Below are 19,528 nucleotides of genomic sequence, written 5' to 3'. Positions count from 1 at the left end.
AGGATGATAAGAAACACCGCGATTAGGGCGGTGTTTTTTATCCACGGAATCATCTCAGATCGACTTCTCCAGGGGATGTTGATCAATGATCACTCACCGGAAAGCGTGTCAGGTTCACGGATAAAATGATTTGAAGAGGCGTTTAATAATCTTGTGGTTAAAAAGGCCACCTGACCGGTCACATTCAGTTCTGTTTCATTCACTGTGAGAGTTGTATCCTGAAAGCGGATTGCCAGCTTTTTTCCGGGGAGGCGCTGAATCGCATTCAGAGAAAAGAAACCATCAAATTCAATAAGGTAGATTCCATTGACCGCATTAGTTGACTCCTGATCAACAATGTAAGTATTTTCCGCATCCCTTATCGCAATAACATTTGTGATGCCCAGTTCATCGAGTAAGCTCTGGTCAAATGTCATAATTCCCTGTTCGGCTAACTGACCATTTTTAATAGTAAATAAGTCAATATCAATCAGGTGTCTGGTTTCTTCTTTATCTGGTTGATAAGTATGTGGGCTCGCATTTGGATAAGGGTCGCCTTCAGCCAATAAGAGCCATTTAAGGGAAACACCTTTTCGTAAATGCGTGCGAATAGCGACTTCATAGGGGCAAATATCGCGTTGATGCCATGTTGCAATGGTTGAAGGAGAAATCTCAAGCATTTGAGACAAAGCCCTCATATTTTTCGCATTAAATAATTCACAGAGTCTTTCTGTGACTTGCTTCCCGGTCAGATAGTCATAGGAAGGTAATGAAACTTGTTTTTTACTCATAAACGATCAATAATATTCGCGATTGAGATGTAATGTCGGGCGGCTACTCTTCATTACATGAAGAACATATATGAAAAACAAGGATACCATTATGCGATTAGTACAAGTAGATCTTATTTAATCTTTTATGAAGTGAACTGCATTGTTTCATTTAGTTCAGAGAATAGGGGTGAGCTCTGATGAAGAATATCCCGGGAACTTGATGACTCTGCTTATTGTTATTTATCTCCTTAGCATACCTTAAACGACAATTGTCAAAGCTATTTGCCGTTGCTTTGCCCCCGGTTACGGGGGCTCTTTTCTGTACTGATCGGGCTTAGTTGTATGACAAAGATGTTATTGGCAGAAGAGTTGTTCTGCACAGAAACGGAAGAGTTAGTCCTTATTTATGATTGTTCGATGACATTACAGACAACCCCTGTATTTTGGCCTGTTACATTGCCGGACAAAGCAGAGAAGCGAATCTCTGATCTAAGCGCGGGGTCGCCTGAGTGTTTGACTATTCTGACCCGGTGTGAGTGGGCGACTATTTTTTCATCATGGGGAAAGTTTTATCAGCAACAAAATGTCTTACTGGAAAGTCCGGGACTCATCATTGAGATGTTAGAAGATTGTGGGATGAAAGCTTGTATCAAGATATACAAAGATGAAGATTATCTGGTTATTTTCGGGGTTCCGGAAATCTTGCAATATTTTGTAAAGGATTCTCCGGAGCAAGTTATTCCTCAGCAGAGGTTAAGAATTGGGGTGGCTGGACTGAGTACAGATTGGGGAATCACAACATCGGTTCATATATTAGCATCAGTTGATGTTATTGCCGGAGCGGCGATTCCGGATATTCAATATCTGTTAAATGATGAGCATCTTCTTATTTTGGGGGGAATAAAACAGGCAATCTTGATCGCAAATGCGATCACTGTTGTCAGTACCTTACTTCTGTCTGATGAATCGTTTCCGGTTTCAAAAGTTGTCGACCTTGGACTGATGTTGGTGAGTGTGGTTTTACCTGTCAATATCTCTGACAAGATTAAAGAGTACTTTACCGTTCAGGTTACAACTTTTGCATCCGGTGTGATGAACTTTAGAGATTGCCTGACTTAATATCAGTCCATTGAAATTGTATTGATGATTCGGAGAGGAATTGATATCTGAAATTAATGTATCGTTTTGATTATCCGGTTGAATGCCAGCCTTGCTTTATGTACGGATTGAAAATGAGGGATAAAAACATATTGATTAAAATGGACTCTCTTTATTCAATGCATTACAGACCTCGACAATAGACAATGACAGACCTGATTTGATGACTTGCTGCTGACGATGCAGCTGAAGTTGATAAAATTCTAAATCGATATCATCATCCGGTTCCTTGATATCCAGCTGTATCATTCCGATTTGCTGTACGATATTGAGCTCTTTTACCGGCTCAAGTATTTTGGGTGACGTAAATGAGTACTCAGTTCCATCATCATTTAACTGATTTTTGAGTTGAATGATGGCTTCTATATCATGATAAAGTTGATCCGGAAGAACGCCCAGTCCATACAATAGTTTCAGCCGTACTGTAATATCTCCCAGAGGACCTGAATCATGCAGTAATGGTCCTACAACGGATTGCACTGCAAAATTATCTTTCATAAAAATTCTCTTCATCAGTAAATCAACAGCAGTTTCAATAATGCTAACGGTCGTAATAAAAAAACCTCTGACTGAAGTTGTTTGATTGAGTTGTTCTATTATTTCATTTTCGTTTAGTTTTTCTGCCATATACTGTGTTGTCATAAGTTGTTGTCATTGGTTTATATCATTTCCGTTTGAACACCACGTTGATTCTGACCCGATGAAATACAATCTTCTGTATTCCATCGGGCTTTTAGCCGGAAGCACTTAAAATGTGTTGATTGCCCTCTCATTTTAATCCGGTTGATTGAAAATATATTCAATTTGTCTGACTTCAGCACTGTCTGGATCTAATCCAGAATATTGCTGCAGTGTGTGACTGACACCGTGATTTGTAAGTGATGTCTGTAATTCAACAGCTTGTGGGTCATTACGATTGGTATATTTCAAAGCAGCAGCAATTCCCCGCAGAAGCGCTTGATTTTCAATGTGATACTCCATTGTACCCAATAATGGCTTAATGAGTCGATCATCCGGTCCTAATTTTCGTATTGGCTGGCGTCCGACCCGGTTGACTTCATCAACCAGATAAGGGTTGGCAAATCGGTTGAGAATTTTTTCTATGTATGCTGCGTGAAATTCAGGTTCAAAACCATAACGGCGGATTAATACTTCACCACTTTCAGACATTGCCTGTTTGACCTGTGTGTGTATTTCTGGGTCAGCAATCGCTTCACGAATCGTTTTATACCCTTTCTGATTTCCCAGATATGCGGTAATACAATGTCCTGTATTCAGGGTAAATAACTTCCTTTCAATGAATGCCATCAGATTATCAGTCTGTTCCATCCCGTTGATGTCAGGCACTTCACCTTTGAACTGGCTTTTATCGACAATCCATTCACTAAAACTTTCCACTGTAACTTCCAGAGGATCGTCATTTGCTGCTTCGGCTGGCGGCACAATACGATCAACGGCTGAGTCCACAAAGCCAACAAGGCAATCAGCTCGTTCATGGTATGAAGTATCAAGATATCGGTAGACTTCTTTTTTCAGATGTGTAGTACCGCGAATCATGTTTTCGCAGGCAATAATATTGAGTGGTTTAAAGTGACCCAGTGCAAAACGTTTTTCAAGACCCGCAGCAATTGTTTTTGCTATTTTGTCCAGAATGTCAGGACCAACTGCGGTTGTAATCAGATCGGTGTGAGTAATACGATCAATGATTTCATCACCATCAGACCGTACCGCTGTCACATGTGTGACTACATCCGTTTTACACTCAGTGTCAACGACTTTGACCTTGTATTCCTGTTTGTGGCTCAGTTGATCAACCAAAGGGGCATTAATGTCGGCAAAGGTTACTTCTATGCTGGCATCTGCTAAAAGTTTACCTATGAATCCACGACCAATATTACCAGCACCAAAATGAACAGCATTTTTCATCATATTTTCCTGTTTAACTGTGTTTGACGTATGAAATTTCGGGTAGAGGCCAGCTAAACGGGGGTCAGGCATGGCCTCTGTTTTGCTTCAGGAGCAACTGTCAGGCTAAGCTGCCTGGTGACGTGCCAGAATCTTCAGCACATCTTCAACGTCATTGGTACTGGTTAATTGTTGGAGTGCATCCGGGTCATCGAGTGCATTCGTTATCGAACTGATGACCTGAATGTGTTCATCGTTTCTGGCGGCAATACCAATGACCAGTTTTGCCAGGTCATCCTGATCTTCGCCAAACTGGACACCCTGTGGGTATTGACATATGACGATGCCGGTTTTCAGTATTTGTTCTTTTGCTTCAACAGTACCGTGGGGAACCGCAATTGATTCACCCAGGTAGGTTGAAACAAGCTTCTCTCTCTCAAGCATCGCGGGAACATATTCTGGCAGTGCATAGCCAAGTTCGACCAGTTTATTTCCAGCATAGAGAATGGCTTCTTCCTTCGTTGCGGCTTTCAGCCCCAGACAGATATTCTGATGCTTAACCTGAAAAACCGGATGAGATGACTGCACGAAATGATCATCATTTGCAGCCTTGACTGGCATAGTCATCATTTCATCGTCATTAGCTGCCTTAAACTGTGATGCTGATAATTGTGTGACTAACTGGCTGTATGCCTCATTATCTAAAAAATTTGTCAGGGAAATGTGATAAGCATTTGGTGCATGCTGACGGGCCCGTGCGGTCAGATCCTTATGGGTCACGACAATATCTGCGTTTTCCGGCAGGTTGTTAATCGCAAGGTTTGTCACTTCAATTTTAAGTCCGGTATCCTGAATTTTTTTCTTCAGCATCCCTGCACCCATAGCGCTGGAGCCCATACCCGCATCACAAGCGACAATAATATGTTTGACGTGAGCCATATCAATATGGTTTTCACGATGACTGTCCGGGCGGGAACCTTTTGCTTCGGATTTCATCTCATTGATTTTTTCTGCGGCTTTTGCGAGTGCGTTTTCATCGCCTTCATCTTCTTCCGTAGAGCGCTGTGATTTAAGTAACAGGGATGCCACTGAAAATGAAACAAGTGCAGCGGCAGAGATGGAACAGAGCACGCCGATCATTGAGTCTTTTGGAGTCATGAGTAATACAGCGAAAATAGAACCCGGAGAAGCCGGAGAAACAATACCTGCATCAAAAGCGGTGAGTGTAAAGACACCGGTCATACCACCTGCAATCGCAGCGAGAATCAGGCGGGGATTCATCAAAATATACGGGAAGTATATTTCATGAATACCACCAAAGAAGTGAATGACAGATGCACCACCGGCAGTTTGTTTTGCCGTACCTTTGCCGAAGGCGATGTAGGCCAGCAGAATTCCCAGTCCTGGCCCCGGGTTCGCTTCAATCAGAAAGAAGATCGATTTTCCTGTTTCAGAGGCTTGTTGAATGCCCAGAGGAGAGAATATACCGTGATTAATTGCATTATTGAGGAAGAGGATTTTAGCGGGTTCAACAAATACAGAAGTCAACGGAAGTAAATGGGCATGGACTAAAAAGTGAACACCTGCCGCCAGTGAACTGGAAAGAATTTTGACAAAAGGACCAATAAAGTAGAAGGCTAACATGGCGCAGATCATTCCGATAATGCCTGCAGAGAAGTTGTTGACCAACATCTCAAAGCCACTTTTGATTTTTCCTTCAACTTTCTTGTCGAATGTTTGAATGGCCAGACCACCGAGTGGCCCAACAATCATCGCTCCCATGAACATTGGAATGTCCGTCCCGACAATGACGCCCATTGTGGTGATTGCCCCCACCACGGCGCCCCGGTCGCCTCCGACGAGTTTGCCGCCAGTATAACCAATCAGTAATGGTAAAAGATATGTAATCATTGGCCCAACCATAGTGGCCAGTGTTTCATTTGGTAGCCATCCGGTTGGGATAAATAAAGCGGTGATAAAGCCCCAGGCTATAAATGCGCCGATGTTCGGCATAACCATATTAGACAGGAAACGGCCAAAATTTTGTATCCTGATCTTTGCATCTGGTGATATCATAAGAATTCCCCGTTCGATGTTCTAAAGAATATTGTAGTGGTAACGGTTCGCCAAAACCGTTGATTGTCTAGTACCACATCAATCTACCACACAATTTTCATTTAGAACTGACAACGGGTTTTTTGTGATATGGATAGCATTTATTTTCATCTACAAATGTTTTTTTGGTGATCTGAGTCATGTGTTGGTGATGAAAATTTGTTACATTTTTGGTTTTTTTAAATTGTCAATTACTTTAAGTGGATTATTGTCACAATAATGACACGATTGGTATTTATGTTTTTGGTGATTTTGATCACATAAGTGAAATATCGGATGGGTTTTAAACTAATCTGAGTGATCTGAATCACAATTAATCGCTTCGTTGATGAATCAAATTAAAGAAATAAAAGCCGGCCGCCGCATTCTTGTAATTAAGATACAGTGCTTGGTATGCTGCACAGAGCATAACAATTACGTGGAGGAAATTTGTCGGTCGACTGCAAGGATAATCCACTGTGATTTTTGTGATGCTTAGCGTTAAATAATTGTGATTTCTAATCCAAACAAGGTAATAAGCTCATGTAACAGAATGATCCTTTTGGGTCTTGTATTCAGGATGTCCCTTTTTCTTGTTAGAATACCGACGAAGTTATATTCATGCTGCAGTTAAATCCTATGAAAGAAAGAGTTACCATTTCTGTCTCATCAATACATGGCACGAAACATTTCTATATCGGGAAATGGTTTCGTCATATGCTGAAGGGATTTGGCTCCCTTATCCTTGCTGGCTTGGCAATTACAGCCGGAGTGATTTACTACCTGGTGGATGAAGTTGACTTTGCTAAACTAAAACAAAGTGAGCTGGAAACCAAATCTATGTCTCTGTCTGAGGAAGTGACTTCACTCAAAGAGCTAAAAAATAATTTAGAAAATGATTTACTGGCACGTGAAGAGCGGATGTCTCTGGTTTCTGATCGTCTTGGTGACCTGGAAAAATTACTTGGTGTCGGAGACACTCAGGGTGAGCTTGAGTCCCGCCTGGATGCGGCGGCAATTACATCCTCAGTCAGAATGGTGATGTTAAACCAAATACCAAACGGTGCGCCGGTTCGTAATGCCAGAATTTCATCAGGTTATGGTAAGCGGGTTCATCCCGTGACAGGCAAGATTAAGTTTCATCGTGGTCAGGATTTTGCCGTCAATATCGGTACACCGGTTTATGCCCCTGCTGATGGTGTCGTTGAGGTTATCAGACCTGGTAACAGGGGGTCCGGTAATTTTATCCGGTTACAACATGCATACGGTTTTTCGAGTTCTTATTCTCATTTACAAAAATTTCATGTAAAAACCGGAGATTTTGTACAGAAAGGTGATTTAATCGCTTATTCAGGGAATAGTGGATTGTCCTCGGGGCCTCATCTTCATTATGAAGTGAGATTTGTTGGACGACCATTAAACCCCCGCCCCTTTGTCGATTGGAATGTTGACAATTTTGAAGCAATTTTTAGTAATGTTAGAGGTATACGATGGGAATCTTTGGTGGACAAAATAGAGCTCAGGGTCAGCGCTCAACTACAACTGTCATCGCAAAAGGGTGCACTCTTAACGGACAAATCAAGTTAGAAAGTGACATCCATGTTGATGGTACCGTTGAAGGGCAGATCGATGTTGTTAAGACGCTGGTTATTAGTGAAACAGGGTTTATCAAAGGCGAAGTTCATGCAGATCGTGTGATCATTAACGGTGAGTTCGAAGGGACGTGTTACGCGGATAATATTGAGATTTTAAGCTGTGGTCGTGTGAGTGGTACTATTTACAGCGATAATCTGAGTATTGAGCGTGGTGGTAAATTTAATGGTGTGACTCATGCAGCTCAAACTCATAAAAATGAGCAGCAGGTTGTTGATTTATCCGATGCTAAAATTGCTGCTGATGCAAAAAAGACCGAGACGAAGAAGGTAGCTAAAGGTTAATCTTTAGCTATTTTTTTCAGGCGTGCAGCCATTGTATGGTGACTGCTTTTGTTTTTCTTATGAAAAAAGAACTCTCAGAAGTTGTATCCAATGATTCTGAGAAACTGCATGAGTTGGTGAAAGTATTCGTTGACACAAAATGTGACGGTCGGCTGTTTTTGTCTTTTCCTGGATAGTTATTTGTTGATGCTGATCCGATTATTTATCTTGTTTGATTTTTCCCGTTTTCTGGTTTGGGGCCGCTCATGATTGACCCACCTCCTGATTCATTGAGATCTATCTCTTTCCACTCCTTTTTATGTATGTATCCTAGAGCGTGTATATGGTCTCCTCCATCATTGCAAGGATAATTAGTCATTTTGACAGTAAATAGGTTTGCGTTCGTATATCCGGCTTCTATTTGAAGTATTCATACTTCGAGCCTCGATGAACTTCGCACATATCGTCCTTATCGTTGACACGGATTTTAATCCAAACGCCCTATCAGGTTTTCGATATGCAGGTTTTACCTCTCTGTCATCACTTCTACTTATCCAGCAATCCTCGGAAGAGAACGACAATTTATTTTTACTAAGCTGCTACTAAATACTCTTCGTCGTAACAGCTGCCATTCTTAAGTATGGCCCAGCTCACTCGTGCAAGTTTATTAGCCAAAGCTACTGCAGCTTTATTTCTTCCCCGAGTGAGTATCAGGCGTTCAATCCATTTTGCCAGCGGAGTGTCTTTCCCTGCACTCACTCTAATCACAGCTCTTGCTCCGTGAATAAGCAAAGTCCTTAAATAGCCATCGCCACGCTTACTGATACCTAATAGATTATGTTTTCCTCCAGAACTATGTTGTCTGGGGACTAAACCTATTGAAGCTGAAACAGCTCTACCATTCTTAAAGCCGCTACCGTCACCAATATACTCATAAACAGCGCTTGCCACTATCGGGCCGATTCCCGGAACACTCTGTAGCCGCTGGCATTCTTCACACTGGCTAAGCTGTTTAATTTTTTGTGTATAAAAATCTAAATGATTTTTAAGCTCGACTAACTTCTGATAGTGATGCTTCAGTAACTCTTTGAACAGTTTACTTAAACCATTGTCTATTTGACTATCAAATAACTCAGGTAACCGCTTGTAAACATGACTAACCCCCAGAGGTATGACAATCCCCTGCTCAGCCAGAATCCCGCGAATACCATTGCAATTAGCTGTTCTGTCACGTTCACATTTTTTACGAAGAACATGCAGCGCTTTGATATCTAACTGCTCTTGGCTTTTAGTTCGTACAAAGCGCATTTCTGGCCGCACAACGGCTTCAGCGATAGCCAGAGCATCATTGTAATCATTCTTATTGCCACGAACATATGGCTTCACATGTTGTGGGGCTATCTGTTTAACATCATGCCCACACTTCTGAATTTCTCTTGCCCAATAGTGTGCTGTCGCACAAGCTTCTACACCAACTAAACACTTAGGTAATTTTGTGAAAAAGGTCAGTATTTCTGAACGGCGGAGCATTCTTTTCCTGACTATTTTTCCAGCTTGGTTACAACACACGACATGGCTTACATTTTTTGCCAAATCCAGTCCAACAGTTGTAATATTCATATAGGTCTCCTCGCCTTGTTAACTTGAATCCTCAAATCCAAGTTTGGCACATTGCGATGCCGTTAAAGGGAGGAGACCATCTCATCGTTTATCTGTCATCGCCGTTCCTGCTGGAGGCTATTTTTTACTCTGGCAAGGCGGCAAATTTAGATAATAGCAATCTATATTTAACATTTGCCAACACGGTCAGAGTAAAAAATGGCCCCAGCCCTTCGGGTAGTGCCTGAAAATTGCTCACTCTGTGTTGCTCAAAGTTCATTTAGAATCACTAAACGACACTTTTCGCGCCTTGACTGAGCAATTTTCAGGCGACTACAGGTTAGGCTATGAAAGATATACACGCTCTAGTTTATATTGTTCTCAACAAATTTCATTGAAATCTTATGATAATCCTTGTGAATAATATCCGTTTATGAATAAAATTTATATCGCCTGAATTTCAGCCAGATAACTGATTGACTGATCATCCTGGTGTGTTTTTGTTATGAATGAATAAGTGTATAAATCATGGATAAAAATCTTGCGATTGGAATCGATTTGGGTACAACAAACAGCGCGATTGCTGTTTGGCTGGATGGGAAAGCCACATTGATTCCCAATTCTTTGGGGCAATTTTTAACACCGTCAGTCGTGAGTATCGATGAGCATCATCACATTCTGGTTGGTGAGGCCGCCTATTCCCGGCTGATAACCAAACCATTACAAACGGCTTCTGCATTTAAACGTTTTCTTGGAACCGAAAAAACTTACCCTTTGGGAGAAACAACATATACACCCACAGAACTGTGCGCAATGATTCTGAAGTCTCTCAAAAGTGACGCTGAAGAATATTTAAAACAGCCAGTTCGGGATGTTGTCATCTCCGTTCCTGCATATTTTAATGACCAACAGCGGAAAGAGGTACGTCAGGCTGCTGAACTTGCTGGTCTCGACGCTGTGCGTCTGATTAATGAGCCTACAGCGGCTTGTCTGGCTTATAGCTTACACGAAACGCATGATCGTCGTTTTCTGGTCTTTGATCTGGGAGGCGGAACATTTGACGTTACCGTTGTGGAATATCAGGATAGTTTCATCGAGGTCAGGGCTTCAACCGGGGATAACCGGTTAGGAGGAGAAGATTTTACTGCTGCGTTGGTTGATGCTGTTATGGCTAAACTGAATATTTCCGCTGATAGTTTAGCGCCGGCTGAACTGTCCAAAATTGTTCAGGCCTGTGAAACAGCCAAAAAGAGAACATCAGCCGAAGTGTCGGTGGCATTGCCGGAACCATGGGCTCAGTCTGTGTGTTTTACAACGCAGGAGTTACTTGATATTTGGCAAGAAACGCTGAATCGTTTGTCTTTTCCAATCCGTCAGGCTTTGAACGATGCCCGCATCAGTCCTGATGAGATAGAAGAATTAATCTTCGTTGGTGGAGCGACACGTTTAAAAGAAGTCCAGCAAATGGCGACCCGGTTAATCGGGCGTTTTGGCCAAATTTCGCTGGATCCTGATCTTGTGGTGGCTTTGGGTGCAGCAACACAGGCTGCGTGTCGTTTAAGAGATGAGGCTGTCGAAGAAATTGTGTTAACGGACGTTTGTCCTTTCAGTCTGGGTATTGCTTCAAACCGCGAAGGGCAGCATGGTGTATTCAGTCCCATTATTGAGCGCAATACGGTGATACCCGCATCGCGGGTTGAGCGCTTTTATACCATACATGATGAGCAGGATGTTGTACGTATTGCTGTTTATCAGGGAGAGCGGGTATGGGTTGCTGAAAATGTTTTGATTGACGAGTTTGAAGTGGATGTTAACCCGGCTGCCGCAGGGAGTGAATCTCTTGATGTTCGGTTCAGCTATGATATTAATGGCCTGCTTGAAGTGGATGTAACGGTTGTATCAACCGGAAAAACGATTCAGAAAGTCATTGACCGGACACCCGCAGGTATGAGTGATGCGGATAAATTGTCCAGTCGTCATCGTTTGGAAAAACTGAAATTTCATCCAAGAGATGCGTTACCTAATATCACTTTAATGGAGAAGCTGAATCGTCTTTATGAAGAAAAACTGGCTGAAGAGCGGCACTGGATAGAACAGATGATTTTACACTTCTCCCGGATGCTGGAAACTCAGGATGATCATAAGATTAAAACTCTGAGAGACCAAATAGAATCAGACCTGAAAGCTTCAGGCCTGTAGTGTTTTATCAGATGGCGGTTACGCCATCTGTTGATGATTTGGAGAGGTCAGAAAGCACTGAAAATGCTTTTTAAATCTATTTTTCTTTGCCGGATGATTCTTTTCTCCCAAAATCCATTGGCTCTGAGTGGTGATAAACTGTAGATGAAAAAGAAATGAATCGACAGGTTCATCACAATAAATATTTTCATATTGAATATACCGGCAGCCATTAAGGTCATAAACACAAAGCAAAGGTAGTAAACCTGACTACTTCGCATAAACAGATATTGTGTGACCCGCCAGGTGATAAAGCACTCATATGCCAGCAGCACACCAGAAAATATCGGGTTATACCCATAAGCGCTGGTATGTCCAACCGGCGCTGTATATAAAGTAGTTAAGATGTTAAATAACCAGCAGATGACCATCAGCAGAAAATAATACTTAAGGCGACTTTTACTGTAAGACTTGATTTTCTGATTATCCAGTTCCAGCTCCAGATGTTGTTGACAGAGAAATTCAAACTCTCCTAACGCTAAATTTGAAACCTTTTGCCTGCATACTTCAAATTCACCCTGGTGCCTGATTAATGGTTTCAAAGGCGAGATATCATATCCGTCCTGAGAGATACCATGTTGTAGTTGGGTGATGATATAAAACATCGGATAGTGAAATATTCTGGCTTCTTTGTCGGGGATAATACCGGCGATTTCTTCGGGCGGGTCAAAATGTTCGGTTTCTTTTAACAGCATCCAGTACAAAATTTCTGGTTTTGCAAATTCATAGTAATCCTGTTCCAGTTCCCTTGTTCTCCGGATCGTTTGTAATGCCTGCTGCTGCCAGTCAATGACTGCGTTGTATTGTGCTTTTTCTTTGGCCGCAATCACCAAAAGATTCCAGCAAATGATTGCTTCTTCAAAGTGTTCCTGTTGCCATTTGATAGACAGCGCTGCATATGCAGGAGCCTCTCCCTGCCGGGCCAGCGAAATCAGGGTATCGGTAGAACAAGTATGCGTTAATAACTGTATCTGATTGTTGGTGATATATCTCAGGACAAACTGTTCGGGATGTTCGCTGAATGCTTCAATGGCTTCATTATGGTATTGCTCCGGAGCATCGATAAATGGTATGAATTTGCACAATGCACTTTCACTCAGACTGGCGGGAAGCGGGGGTAAGTATTGCGCTAATCCTGAATTATCCGGTGTAAAAGACGTGACAAGCTGTCCATAGTATATCGTCGCCCAGTTGAAACACCCTGCAAAAGATTGATTTTCCCAGGGTGAAGTTAAGCGGAAACGGGAGTTCACGCACCGGTAAAAACACAGCGTGTCAACATAATAGGGATATAAAGGTGATTCATCGAGTATGTCTGTATTGATCAAGTCTTCATCCATTAAGCGGATAAACCATTGATCAGGAATGAGTGGATGACGGCATAAAAGCTCCCGCCAATCGGCAGGAGAAAGAGAATGAAGCTCCTCATCCGTTAATTCTGACTGTTCAAAGAAGTGATCCTGTCCGTAAGAATCCAGTTTAGTGAGTAGCGAATGGGTCCCTGCTCTGGCAGACAGCAGGTGTTTCAACCAATACTCTGTGAGTTGATACAATGTTTTCCATTCATCTGACTCTTCTGACTGATCACTGAGTCTTTCCAGTTGCTCTGATATACATGCCCAGCTGCCGTATAAACCAGCCCAGAAGCAGTGAAGCAGTAAGCCATATTGACCCGACTGATCGCGTAAATCCAGCTGGTGGTTAAAGCGATTGTCCGGCTGACTAATCAACTGATTATAAATCCAGCTATACAAAGGGAAAGCCTGTTTGTCCTGTATGATTTTGTATAATGGTCTCTCTGCCCGCCAGTAAATCGCCGGTAGCTGTGTCCATTGTTGATGAAGAAAGGCAAAACAAGGTGCCATTGCGGAATGCGACTGAATAGCCAGTTGATATTGAATTTCAGCTGCTTCTTTTTGTGCTTCCAACAGGTATAGCCGTGAGCAAATTTTATCTGCCTGTTCCTGGTGTCCTAATCTGAGATAAGTTTGTGCGATAAGCTGTAACTGTTCTGCTGAGAAACCAGATAGATTTACATCCCCGGTGAGGCCTGACAGAAAATATTGAACAATATTTCCGGAGATTGCCGGACAGTGCCTGGCTGCGCGTAAAACTGAAAATGCTAACTGAGGTGAGTGATGTAAAACCCATGGCATTGGTTGGGTAAATAAATAATTGATGGCATTGGGCCAGTGATCTTCCAGAGCATTCTGAAGGGGCCGCAAATAGCTGAGAATCCCCCGTTGCTGCGCAGATGACATCCCGGTTAGCTCAGATAAGGCAATGAGTGATTGCTGATGACGCCATTGATCAAGAAATTCACAAACTTCTGTTTCCTGGCTTGTTCCTTTCAACAGGATTTCCCATCCCAAGCCACGCCATATCCAGTTAATCACTTCTCCCGGTAACCAGCGATTAGACAAAACTAATTTTAAAGTGGCATCAGAAATCAGCTCTTGTTCTTTGATTGGAGCTTGTAATACCTGCTGAAACCACTGCTGCCAGTGACGGGAAGAAAATCGCTGATTTGAATTGCCGAGCATTGTATATAATGCCTGAGTCAGGACATGTGAATGCGTTTGACTTTGCTCGGGTTCCTGCCGTTGAGGGCTCTGTATGATTTTGCCGATATCCTTGGTATGAATCATTGCCGCTTCATAAGCTTCGCGAACCTGTTTAAAGCCTTCAGGATCTTCTTCCGGGTGATATTGACGCAGTTTGGTCCGGTAAGCTTTTTTTATAATATTTTTATCCGATGTTGGTTCTAACTCGAGTATTTCCCAGAAGTTCATTGGTGTTGATCCCTTTCGCTTTCTTCTTTTAGTAATCGATGCAAAGTCTCCGGTACATCCAGCTCAGGCAAGGTAACATTCCATGGTAATTCAGGGATCGGGCAGTCAGGATCATCTTCGATTTGTTCAAAAAAACGGGAGACACCTAAATGAAACCCGTCATTTAACAGGTAAGGTAAATTATCTTCATCGGGATCTTCATCAACAAGATATTGCCAGTAACTTCTGCCAAAAATAAAGCTTTGTAAGTATTGTTGCCAGTTATTGAAATAACGTTGAATCTGGGTGCTGATATAATTTAATAAGAAGGAAAACTCTTCTTCTGTTACCCAACCTGTATAGAGTCCAAATCTGGTTAAATAAGAACCCCTGCAATAGTCCCATCCACGAAAACCGCTCATTCCCACATGTCGGTACAGAGCATCTAAAAACTGCATTTCACCCCGGTGAATCATGCTCTTTTGATTAACATGCGCTGCCCATTCACGATCAGAACAGCAAGCCCTGAGTGACAGTTCATTTTGCCAGATACTGCCATGTGTTTGTGCGGTAACCAGCGAATAAATTGTCTGGTGCAATCCTTTTCTGTCTGATATTCCCCACGAATCATCAATATTGTTGAGCCACTCTTGTTTGTCCAGCGATTCACTCATTGCCGGCAGATGGTATTGAAGCAAAGGCCGGTTATAACTGATTTGCGGAGAGGTCGTGGCCAGCCACCACTGACAATGAAGCAAATCAGGATCAAAATAATAAGGTGACGCTTTCATCATGAAGTGATACGTAATGAATATAAATTGAAGTATGCTTATTGTGACGATTTATATACCTGATTTGAAGTCATAGTTTTTATTTGATGCAAAAAACTCAACGATTCGCAGAAAAATAAACATCCGTTATGAGCTTTCTGTGATGCTTATATAGATGTTGCATTTTTTTTATGATTTATTTGTAGGTTTTTGCGGGTAGTCAGTCTATTTTCAGAGGCTGAAAATGAGACATTCCTCGTATTTGTGTTCTTTATCAGAAGATTAAGAAATCATCATGTTACTATGAATGAGTTTTATGTTAGTTATATATGTATTGAAATTGTTACGATAATGTAAGGCTTATTTGGATGTTTGTGCTTCACGGTCAGAATTTTTTAATGATGATTATCGATTGATTTCTGACGGTTTTGATGATTAAGAAAGTGAACAAGGAATAATTTGTTGACAATTTAATCAGTAGTGTTGCACCATTTGTGGCTGGCTGTATCAGTGGTGTCGGGGCAATGCTGTTTCACAACAGGATTGAACATACACACCAGGTGGCTTATTAGCTGAATCCCGGAACCGCTTGGTGTCCCGGAGATACAAGTCAGATTTTTCCGGTTATGGTATGAATGCAAAACAGAGAAAACAGCGATGAGTAGTAAAATAATTCTACGTCCTCTTAGTCTGGATGAGTTGGAGGTATTGGTTTGCAAGGATGTAGTCACGAGTCGTCAGATTGATTTTTCTAAGTTGGTTATCAGTGAAGTTCAACGGTCTGCCATGCAGATTAAAATTGAAAAAATGAAACAGATAAAAAAGGAATTTCACCACTGGTTTACATACTGGCTTATGATTAGTAAACAATCCTCCAAGGCGATGGGGCTGGTTGGGTTCAAGGGCATTGGTGAAAACGGTGTCTGCGAAATTGGCTACGGTATCTCTAAACAATTCGAGCGAAATCAATATACATCTGAGGCGGTGAAGCTTTTAGTTCACTGGGCTTTTCAGCATAATTATTGTAAGCAGATTGTTGCCCATGGTGTGCAGCCTGATAATTATGGCTCACAACGTGTTCTAGTGAGAAACGGCTTTGAAAAAGTCAGTGAATCAGCAGAAGGGTTTTCTTACCGCTTGAGTCGTCAGCACCTGAAAAAACCCGTATATAAATAATGGTTCTTTATCCGGGGTCTGGTGACCTTTCGTGAACATTTTTTCCGTAATTTGTTCGTGCTTTAAATAAGGCAGAATACGCATTGTATTGCTATGTCAATCAGATATTCAGCGGGCGATACACCGCAGAAAGTGCGGGCAAATACGGTTTTTTGGGGTTCTGAAAGCCTCTCGTGCTGTGTGATTTGCTAATTGCACAGAACAACTTACTTCTCATACGTTTTGAATGCCTTTCACTTTATCGGCACCTGACCCGTCTTCTCATGCTTGTTTTTCCGGCAGTTTGGTTTGGCATCTTAAATTCTTCACTGGATGTTTCGTCGTTCAATTGTAAAAATGAAGAAAGTTAACAAGCGTTGGAAGTTCGATGAAATATACAATAGAAACCGATATACATATGCACACCGTGGCGAGTGATCATGCATTTAGTACGGTGCATGATTATGTGGCACAAGCCCCTAAAAACGGGATTAAGCTGGTTGCAATCACCGACCATGGGCCCGAGATGGAAGATGCTCCACATAAATGGCACTTCATCAACAGCGCGGTTTTTCCCCGTGTCGTGAACGGTGTTGCGTTGTTACGCGGTATTGAAGCAAATATTAAAAATACCGATGGAGACATTGACTGCTATCCTGACATGGAACAGCAGCTGGATATCATTCTGGCTGGTTTTCATCGTCAGGTTTTTGCACCACAGGACAGAGAAACGAATACGCTGGCGATGGTGAATACCATCAAATCAGGCAAAGTTCATGTCATTACGCATCCCGGAAACCGGAGTTTCCCGGTGGATATTGAAGCGGTGGTTAAAGTTGCGGCAGAGTGTCAGGTTGCTCTGGAAATCAACAACAGTTCATTTATCCATTCCCGTAAAGGCAGTGAAGAAAACTGTGCGAATTTTGTTCGTTTGGCCAAACAGTATGATGCGCTTCTCAGTGTCGGCTCCGATTCCCATATTGCATACAACGTCGGGTGTTTCGATCATGCTTTGGCCCTGCTTTCTGAGTATGACTTTCCTCAGGAACGCATTATTAATCACTCCGTTGATTCTCTGTTCGCTTATCTGAAATCCAAAGGTAAAGATATTGCACATGAGTTTGGTGATTCAGGATCAGATGGATAGGTGTTAAACCGCAATCGATGCCGATATAAAACTTATATCCTATAATCAATCCATCAGGTATTGATGGACAAGGTCAGTGAGTATTCTGAAATATATATTTTATACTGGTTTATTATTTATCCCTTTGATGTCTCAGGCAGAAATCACGCCAGCAGAATGGCGTGATTTCAGTGACATCGGTGCAGATACCTTGGTCGGTTCTGCACTTGTTTTACCGGTACTGGAAGGGGACTGGACTGGTTTTCAGCATGCCGGGCTGAGTATCCTCACTGCGACAGCTATTGTCGGGACGACGAAAGCGTTGGTGAAGGCCGAGAGGCCTGATAAAAGCGATCATAACAGCTTCCCTTCTAATCATACGGCAAATGCTTTTGCAGCCGCGACTAATTTGCATATACGTTACGGATGGCAGGTTGGTGTCCCCGCTTATACTATTGCTGCTTTAGTGGGTAACGGGCGGGTTGAAGGGAATAAACATCACTGGGAAGATGTTGCTGTCGGTGCCGCGATTGGCATATGGTCGGGATGGTATTTTACCAGTAAAAATATCTATTTATTCTCCTGGGCCGATAGGGATGAATTTGGCGTAATGGCTTCTCTGAACTGGTAATTTTACTTTCTCTGGCTCAGGTTTTTGTATGCATGATAATGTGTATTCAATTTTTTAATTCATGATCATCAAATGAAACGAATTGTATTAATCTATTAATTTCATATAAATGGGCTTTTTATTCAACACTATGTTGCCCGGAAGAAAATCATGAAATTATTATTTATCGGAGAGGCAGTCACGCTGGCTCATGTCGCCAGACCCTGGACTCTGGCTTGTTTTATGGCTGAAAGAGGTTATGACGTCCATTTTGCCAGTGAAGACAGGTTTAACTTCTTATTTGATAACGATACCCCGGTTACCCGGCATCACTTGCCATGCCGGAGCCATGAGAGTTTTTTAGAAGCGGTTGAGAATTGTCGCCCTTTATTTGAATCAGAGACTTTGATTCGCTACGTGGAACAGGAGACTGAACTACTGAAGCGGGTGAAGCCCGATGTTGTGATTGGTGATTTCAGACATAGCCTGAGTGTGAGTTGCAGGGTTTTGTCTGTTCCATATGTGGGGTTAAATAATGCTTACTGGAGCCCCTATGTGGTCAATTCTGTGCTGCCTGTGCCTGAACATAAAACTATTCCATTCAGCAAAGTTGGCTTTTTAAACCGGTTGATGCCTGCGATCACCCCGATTGTGTTTAAGCTGATGTTGTCGAATCTGAATAAAATGCGTCGCCATTATAGTTTTTCTCCCTATAAAACATTTCGTGAAGCGCTGACTGATAGTGATCTCACTTTATATTACGAACCACAGGGGTTTATTGATATGACACCCTTGCCCGAACATCACCGCTTTATTGGTTCTGTCAGTTGGGCTCCCAAATTGCCTTTGCCTGATTTTTTCAGTCAGCTCAATCCAGACAAGCCTTTGGTGTATGTCTCTTTGGGATCATCCGGTGTTCATGAGATTGAAGAGGAAATTGTCCATGATTTGAAAGCATGTGGTGTGAATATTGTTGTGAATAGCCGGTCTTCTTATCCGGATGTATATCATGCTTCTTTAATTCCGGGAGATTTGGCGGCTGAAAAAGCGGATTTAGTGATCTGTAATGGCGGTAGTCCGATGGCTTATCTTGCTTTAAGTCAGGGGACGCCTGTGCTGGGTATCCCGGCTAATAATGATCAGCTCTTAGTGATGAAATATGTAGAAGCGAAACAGTTAGGGCAGGTTGTCCGGTGGCGGGAAGTGAAAGAAGGACTGCTGAAGTCGGTTGTTCCTGACATGCTCAATAATACCCGGATGAAAAATACAGTGAAAATAATGGCTGGAAAGTTGAATCCGGAATTGGCACCGTATCATTTTGAGCAGGAAATGATTCGTCTGATGGCGCAATGTTCAATCGATCACCACCAGAATGCTGTCTGAATATCCTGAATTTTCTGCCGGGTATTTTTTCCGGCAGTATTTTTGCAGTTG

Annotated in this window: 15 protein-coding genes; 8 read left to right on the top strand and 7 right to left on the bottom strand. The window is 42.3% G+C overall.

The features are described from left to right. Window positions 1-89: 89 nt before the first annotated feature. Window positions 90-770 carry a helix-turn-helix domain-containing protein gene (locus OCV29_RS22740; protein WP_073602267.1) on the bottom strand — a complete coding sequence of 227 codons (681 nt, stop codon included), beginning with the start codon at window positions 768-770 and terminating at the stop codon, window positions 90-92. A 324-nt stretch (window positions 771-1,094) separates the two neighbouring features. On the opposite strand from OCV29_RS22740, the gene OCV29_RS22735 reads away from it, so the two are divergent. Then, window positions 1,095-1,871, top strand: coding sequence for a hypothetical protein (locus tag OCV29_RS22735; protein WP_073602266.1), 777 nt, complete (start codon window positions 1,095-1,097; stop codon window positions 1,869-1,871). Between the two features lie 135 nt (window positions 1,872-2,006). Here the strand turns inward: OCV29_RS22735 and OCV29_RS22730 are convergent, their stop codons facing one another. The 3 genes from OCV29_RS22730 to OCV29_RS22720 all read right to left on the bottom strand — a co-directional run bounded on the left by OCV29_RS22730 (window position 2,007) and on the right by OCV29_RS22720 (window position 5,891). After that, the gene (locus tag OCV29_RS22730) at window positions 2,007-2,537 is read right to left on the bottom strand and encodes an MltR family transcriptional regulator (protein ID WP_073602356.1); all 531 of its coding nucleotides are present in this window, start codon (window positions 2,535-2,537) and stop codon (window positions 2,007-2,009) included. A 147-nt stretch (window positions 2,538-2,684) separates the two neighbouring features. Then, window positions 2,685-3,836: a mannitol-1-phosphate 5-dehydrogenase gene (locus OCV29_RS22725; RefSeq protein ID WP_073602265.1), complete on the bottom strand. Its 1,152-nt coding sequence runs from the start codon at window positions 3,834-3,836 to the stop codon at window positions 2,685-2,687. Between the two features lie 105 nt (window positions 3,837-3,941). Continuing rightward, window positions 3,942-5,891, bottom strand: a complete 1,950-nt coding sequence (locus OCV29_RS22720) for a PTS mannitol transporter subunit IICBA (protein WP_073602264.1) — start codon at window positions 5,889-5,891, stop codon at window positions 3,942-3,944. Between the two features lie 657 nt (window positions 5,892-6,548). Here OCV29_RS22720 and OCV29_RS22715 point away from each other — a divergent pair. Continuing rightward, the gene (locus OCV29_RS22715) at window positions 6,549-7,496 is read left to right on the top strand and encodes a M23 family metallopeptidase (RefSeq protein WP_073602354.1); all 948 of its coding nucleotides are present in this window, start codon (window positions 6,549-6,551) and stop codon (window positions 7,494-7,496) included. Further along, window positions 7,400-7,846, top strand: a complete 447-nt coding sequence (locus tag OCV29_RS22710) for a bactofilin family protein (protein ID WP_084193202.1) — start codon at window positions 7,400-7,402, stop codon at window positions 7,844-7,846. Before OCV29_RS22715 ends, OCV29_RS22710 begins: the two co-directional genes overlap by 97 nt. A gap of 570 nt (window positions 7,847-8,416) precedes the next feature. Here the strand turns inward: OCV29_RS22710 and OCV29_RS22705 are convergent. Beyond that, window positions 8,417-9,445, bottom strand: coding sequence for an IS110 family RNA-guided transposase (locus OCV29_RS22705; RefSeq protein ID WP_073606176.1), 1,029 nt, complete (start codon window positions 9,443-9,445; stop codon window positions 8,417-8,419). A gap of 507 nt (window positions 9,446-9,952) precedes the next feature. Between OCV29_RS22705 and OCV29_RS22700 the strand changes: the two genes are divergently transcribed. Further along, a complete protein-coding gene (locus OCV29_RS22700) occupies window positions 9,953-11,623 on the top strand; it encodes an Hsp70 family protein (protein ID WP_073604944.1) in 1,671 nt (556 codons plus the stop codon). 47 nt (window positions 11,624-11,670) lie between these two features. Here OCV29_RS22700 and OCV29_RS22695 read toward each other — a convergent pair whose 3' ends face one another. Together OCV29_RS22695 and OCV29_RS22690 are read right to left on the bottom strand one after the other, a co-directional pair. Beyond that, window positions 11,671-14,454, bottom strand: a complete 2,784-nt coding sequence (locus OCV29_RS22695; protein WP_261887415.1) for a J domain-containing protein — start codon at window positions 14,452-14,454, stop codon at window positions 11,671-11,673. Beyond that, window positions 14,451-15,227, bottom strand: a complete 777-nt coding sequence (locus OCV29_RS22690) for a DUF1266 domain-containing protein (protein WP_073604946.1) — start codon at window positions 15,225-15,227, stop codon at window positions 14,451-14,453. The genes OCV29_RS22695 and OCV29_RS22690 overlap by 4 nt, the downstream gene beginning before the upstream one ends. A 633-nt stretch (window positions 15,228-15,860) precedes the next feature. Between OCV29_RS22690 and OCV29_RS22685 the strand changes: the two genes are divergently transcribed. The 4 genes from OCV29_RS22685 (at window position 15,861) to OCV29_RS22670 (ending at window position 19,477) form a co-directional block, all read left to right on the top strand. After that, the gene (locus tag OCV29_RS22685; RefSeq protein WP_073604947.1) at window positions 15,861-16,379 is read left to right on the top strand and encodes a GNAT family N-acetyltransferase; all 519 of its coding nucleotides are present in this window, start codon (window positions 15,861-15,863) and stop codon (window positions 16,377-16,379) included. Window positions 16,380-16,746: 367 nt separating this feature from the next. After that, the gene (locus OCV29_RS22680) at window positions 16,747-17,505 is read left to right on the top strand and encodes a phosphatase (protein ID WP_073604948.1); all 759 of its coding nucleotides are present in this window, start codon (window positions 16,747-16,749) and stop codon (window positions 17,503-17,505) included. 76 nt (window positions 17,506-17,581) lie between these two features. Then, the gene (locus tag OCV29_RS22675; RefSeq protein ID WP_370737216.1) at window positions 17,582-18,115 is read left to right on the top strand and encodes a phosphatase PAP2 family protein; all 534 of its coding nucleotides are present in this window, start codon (window positions 17,582-17,584) and stop codon (window positions 18,113-18,115) included. Between the two features lie 150 nt (window positions 18,116-18,265). Continuing rightward, on the top strand, window positions 18,266-19,477 hold the full coding sequence (locus tag OCV29_RS22670) for a glycosyltransferase (protein ID WP_073604949.1): 1,212 nt from the start codon (window positions 18,266-18,268) through the stop codon (window positions 19,475-19,477). Window positions 19,478-19,528: the final 51 nt, after the last annotated feature.

Source organism: Vibrio aerogenes (assembly GCF_024346755.1).
Taxonomy (GTDB): Bacteria; Pseudomonadota; Gammaproteobacteria; order Enterobacterales; family Vibrionaceae; genus Vibrio; species Vibrio aerogenes.
This window is presented reverse-complemented; position numbering and strand designations above follow the sequence as displayed.

Coding starts and splice junctions, on each gene's coding strand:
- OCV29_RS22735 (WP_073602266.1), top strand. CDS start 1,095: ATGACAAAGATGTTATTGGCAGAAGAGTTGTTCTGCACAGAAACGGAA.
- OCV29_RS22700 (WP_073604944.1), top strand. CDS start 9,953: ATGGATAAAAATCTTGCGATTGGAATCGATTTGGGTACAACAAACAGC.
- OCV29_RS22725 (WP_073602265.1), bottom strand. CDS start 3,836: ATGAAAAATGCTGTTCATTTTGGTGCTGGTAATATTGGTCGTGGATTC.
- OCV29_RS22720 (WP_073602264.1), bottom strand. CDS start 5,891: ATGATATCACCAGATGCAAAGATCAGGATACAAAATTTTGGCCGTTTC.
- OCV29_RS22695 (WP_261887415.1), bottom strand. CDS start 14,454: ATGAACTTCTGGGAAATACTCGAGTTAGAACCAACATCGGATAAAAAT.
- OCV29_RS22740 (WP_073602267.1), bottom strand. CDS start 770: ATGAGTAAAAAACAAGTTTCATTACCTTCCTATGACTATCTGACCGGG.
- OCV29_RS22690 (WP_073604946.1), bottom strand. CDS start 15,227: ATGATGAAAGCGTCACCTTATTATTTTGATCCTGATTTGCTTCATTGT.
- OCV29_RS22670 (WP_073604949.1), top strand. CDS start 18,266: ATGAAATTATTATTTATCGGAGAGGCAGTCACGCTGGCTCATGTCGCC.
- OCV29_RS22715 (WP_073602354.1), top strand. CDS start 6,549: ATGAAAGAAAGAGTTACCATTTCTGTCTCATCAATACATGGCACGAAA.
- OCV29_RS22710 (WP_084193202.1), top strand. CDS start 7,400: ATGGGAATCTTTGGTGGACAAAATAGAGCTCAGGGTCAGCGCTCAACT.
- OCV29_RS22730 (WP_073602356.1), bottom strand. CDS start 2,537: ATGGCAGAAAAACTAAACGAAAATGAAATAATAGAACAACTCAATCAA.
- OCV29_RS22705 (WP_073606176.1), bottom strand. CDS start 9,445: ATGAATATTACAACTGTTGGACTGGATTTGGCAAAAAATGTAAGCCAT.
- OCV29_RS22685 (WP_073604947.1), top strand. CDS start 15,861: ATGAGTAGTAAAATAATTCTACGTCCTCTTAGTCTGGATGAGTTGGAG.
- OCV29_RS22680 (WP_073604948.1), top strand. CDS start 16,747: ATGAAATATACAATAGAAACCGATATACATATGCACACCGTGGCGAGT.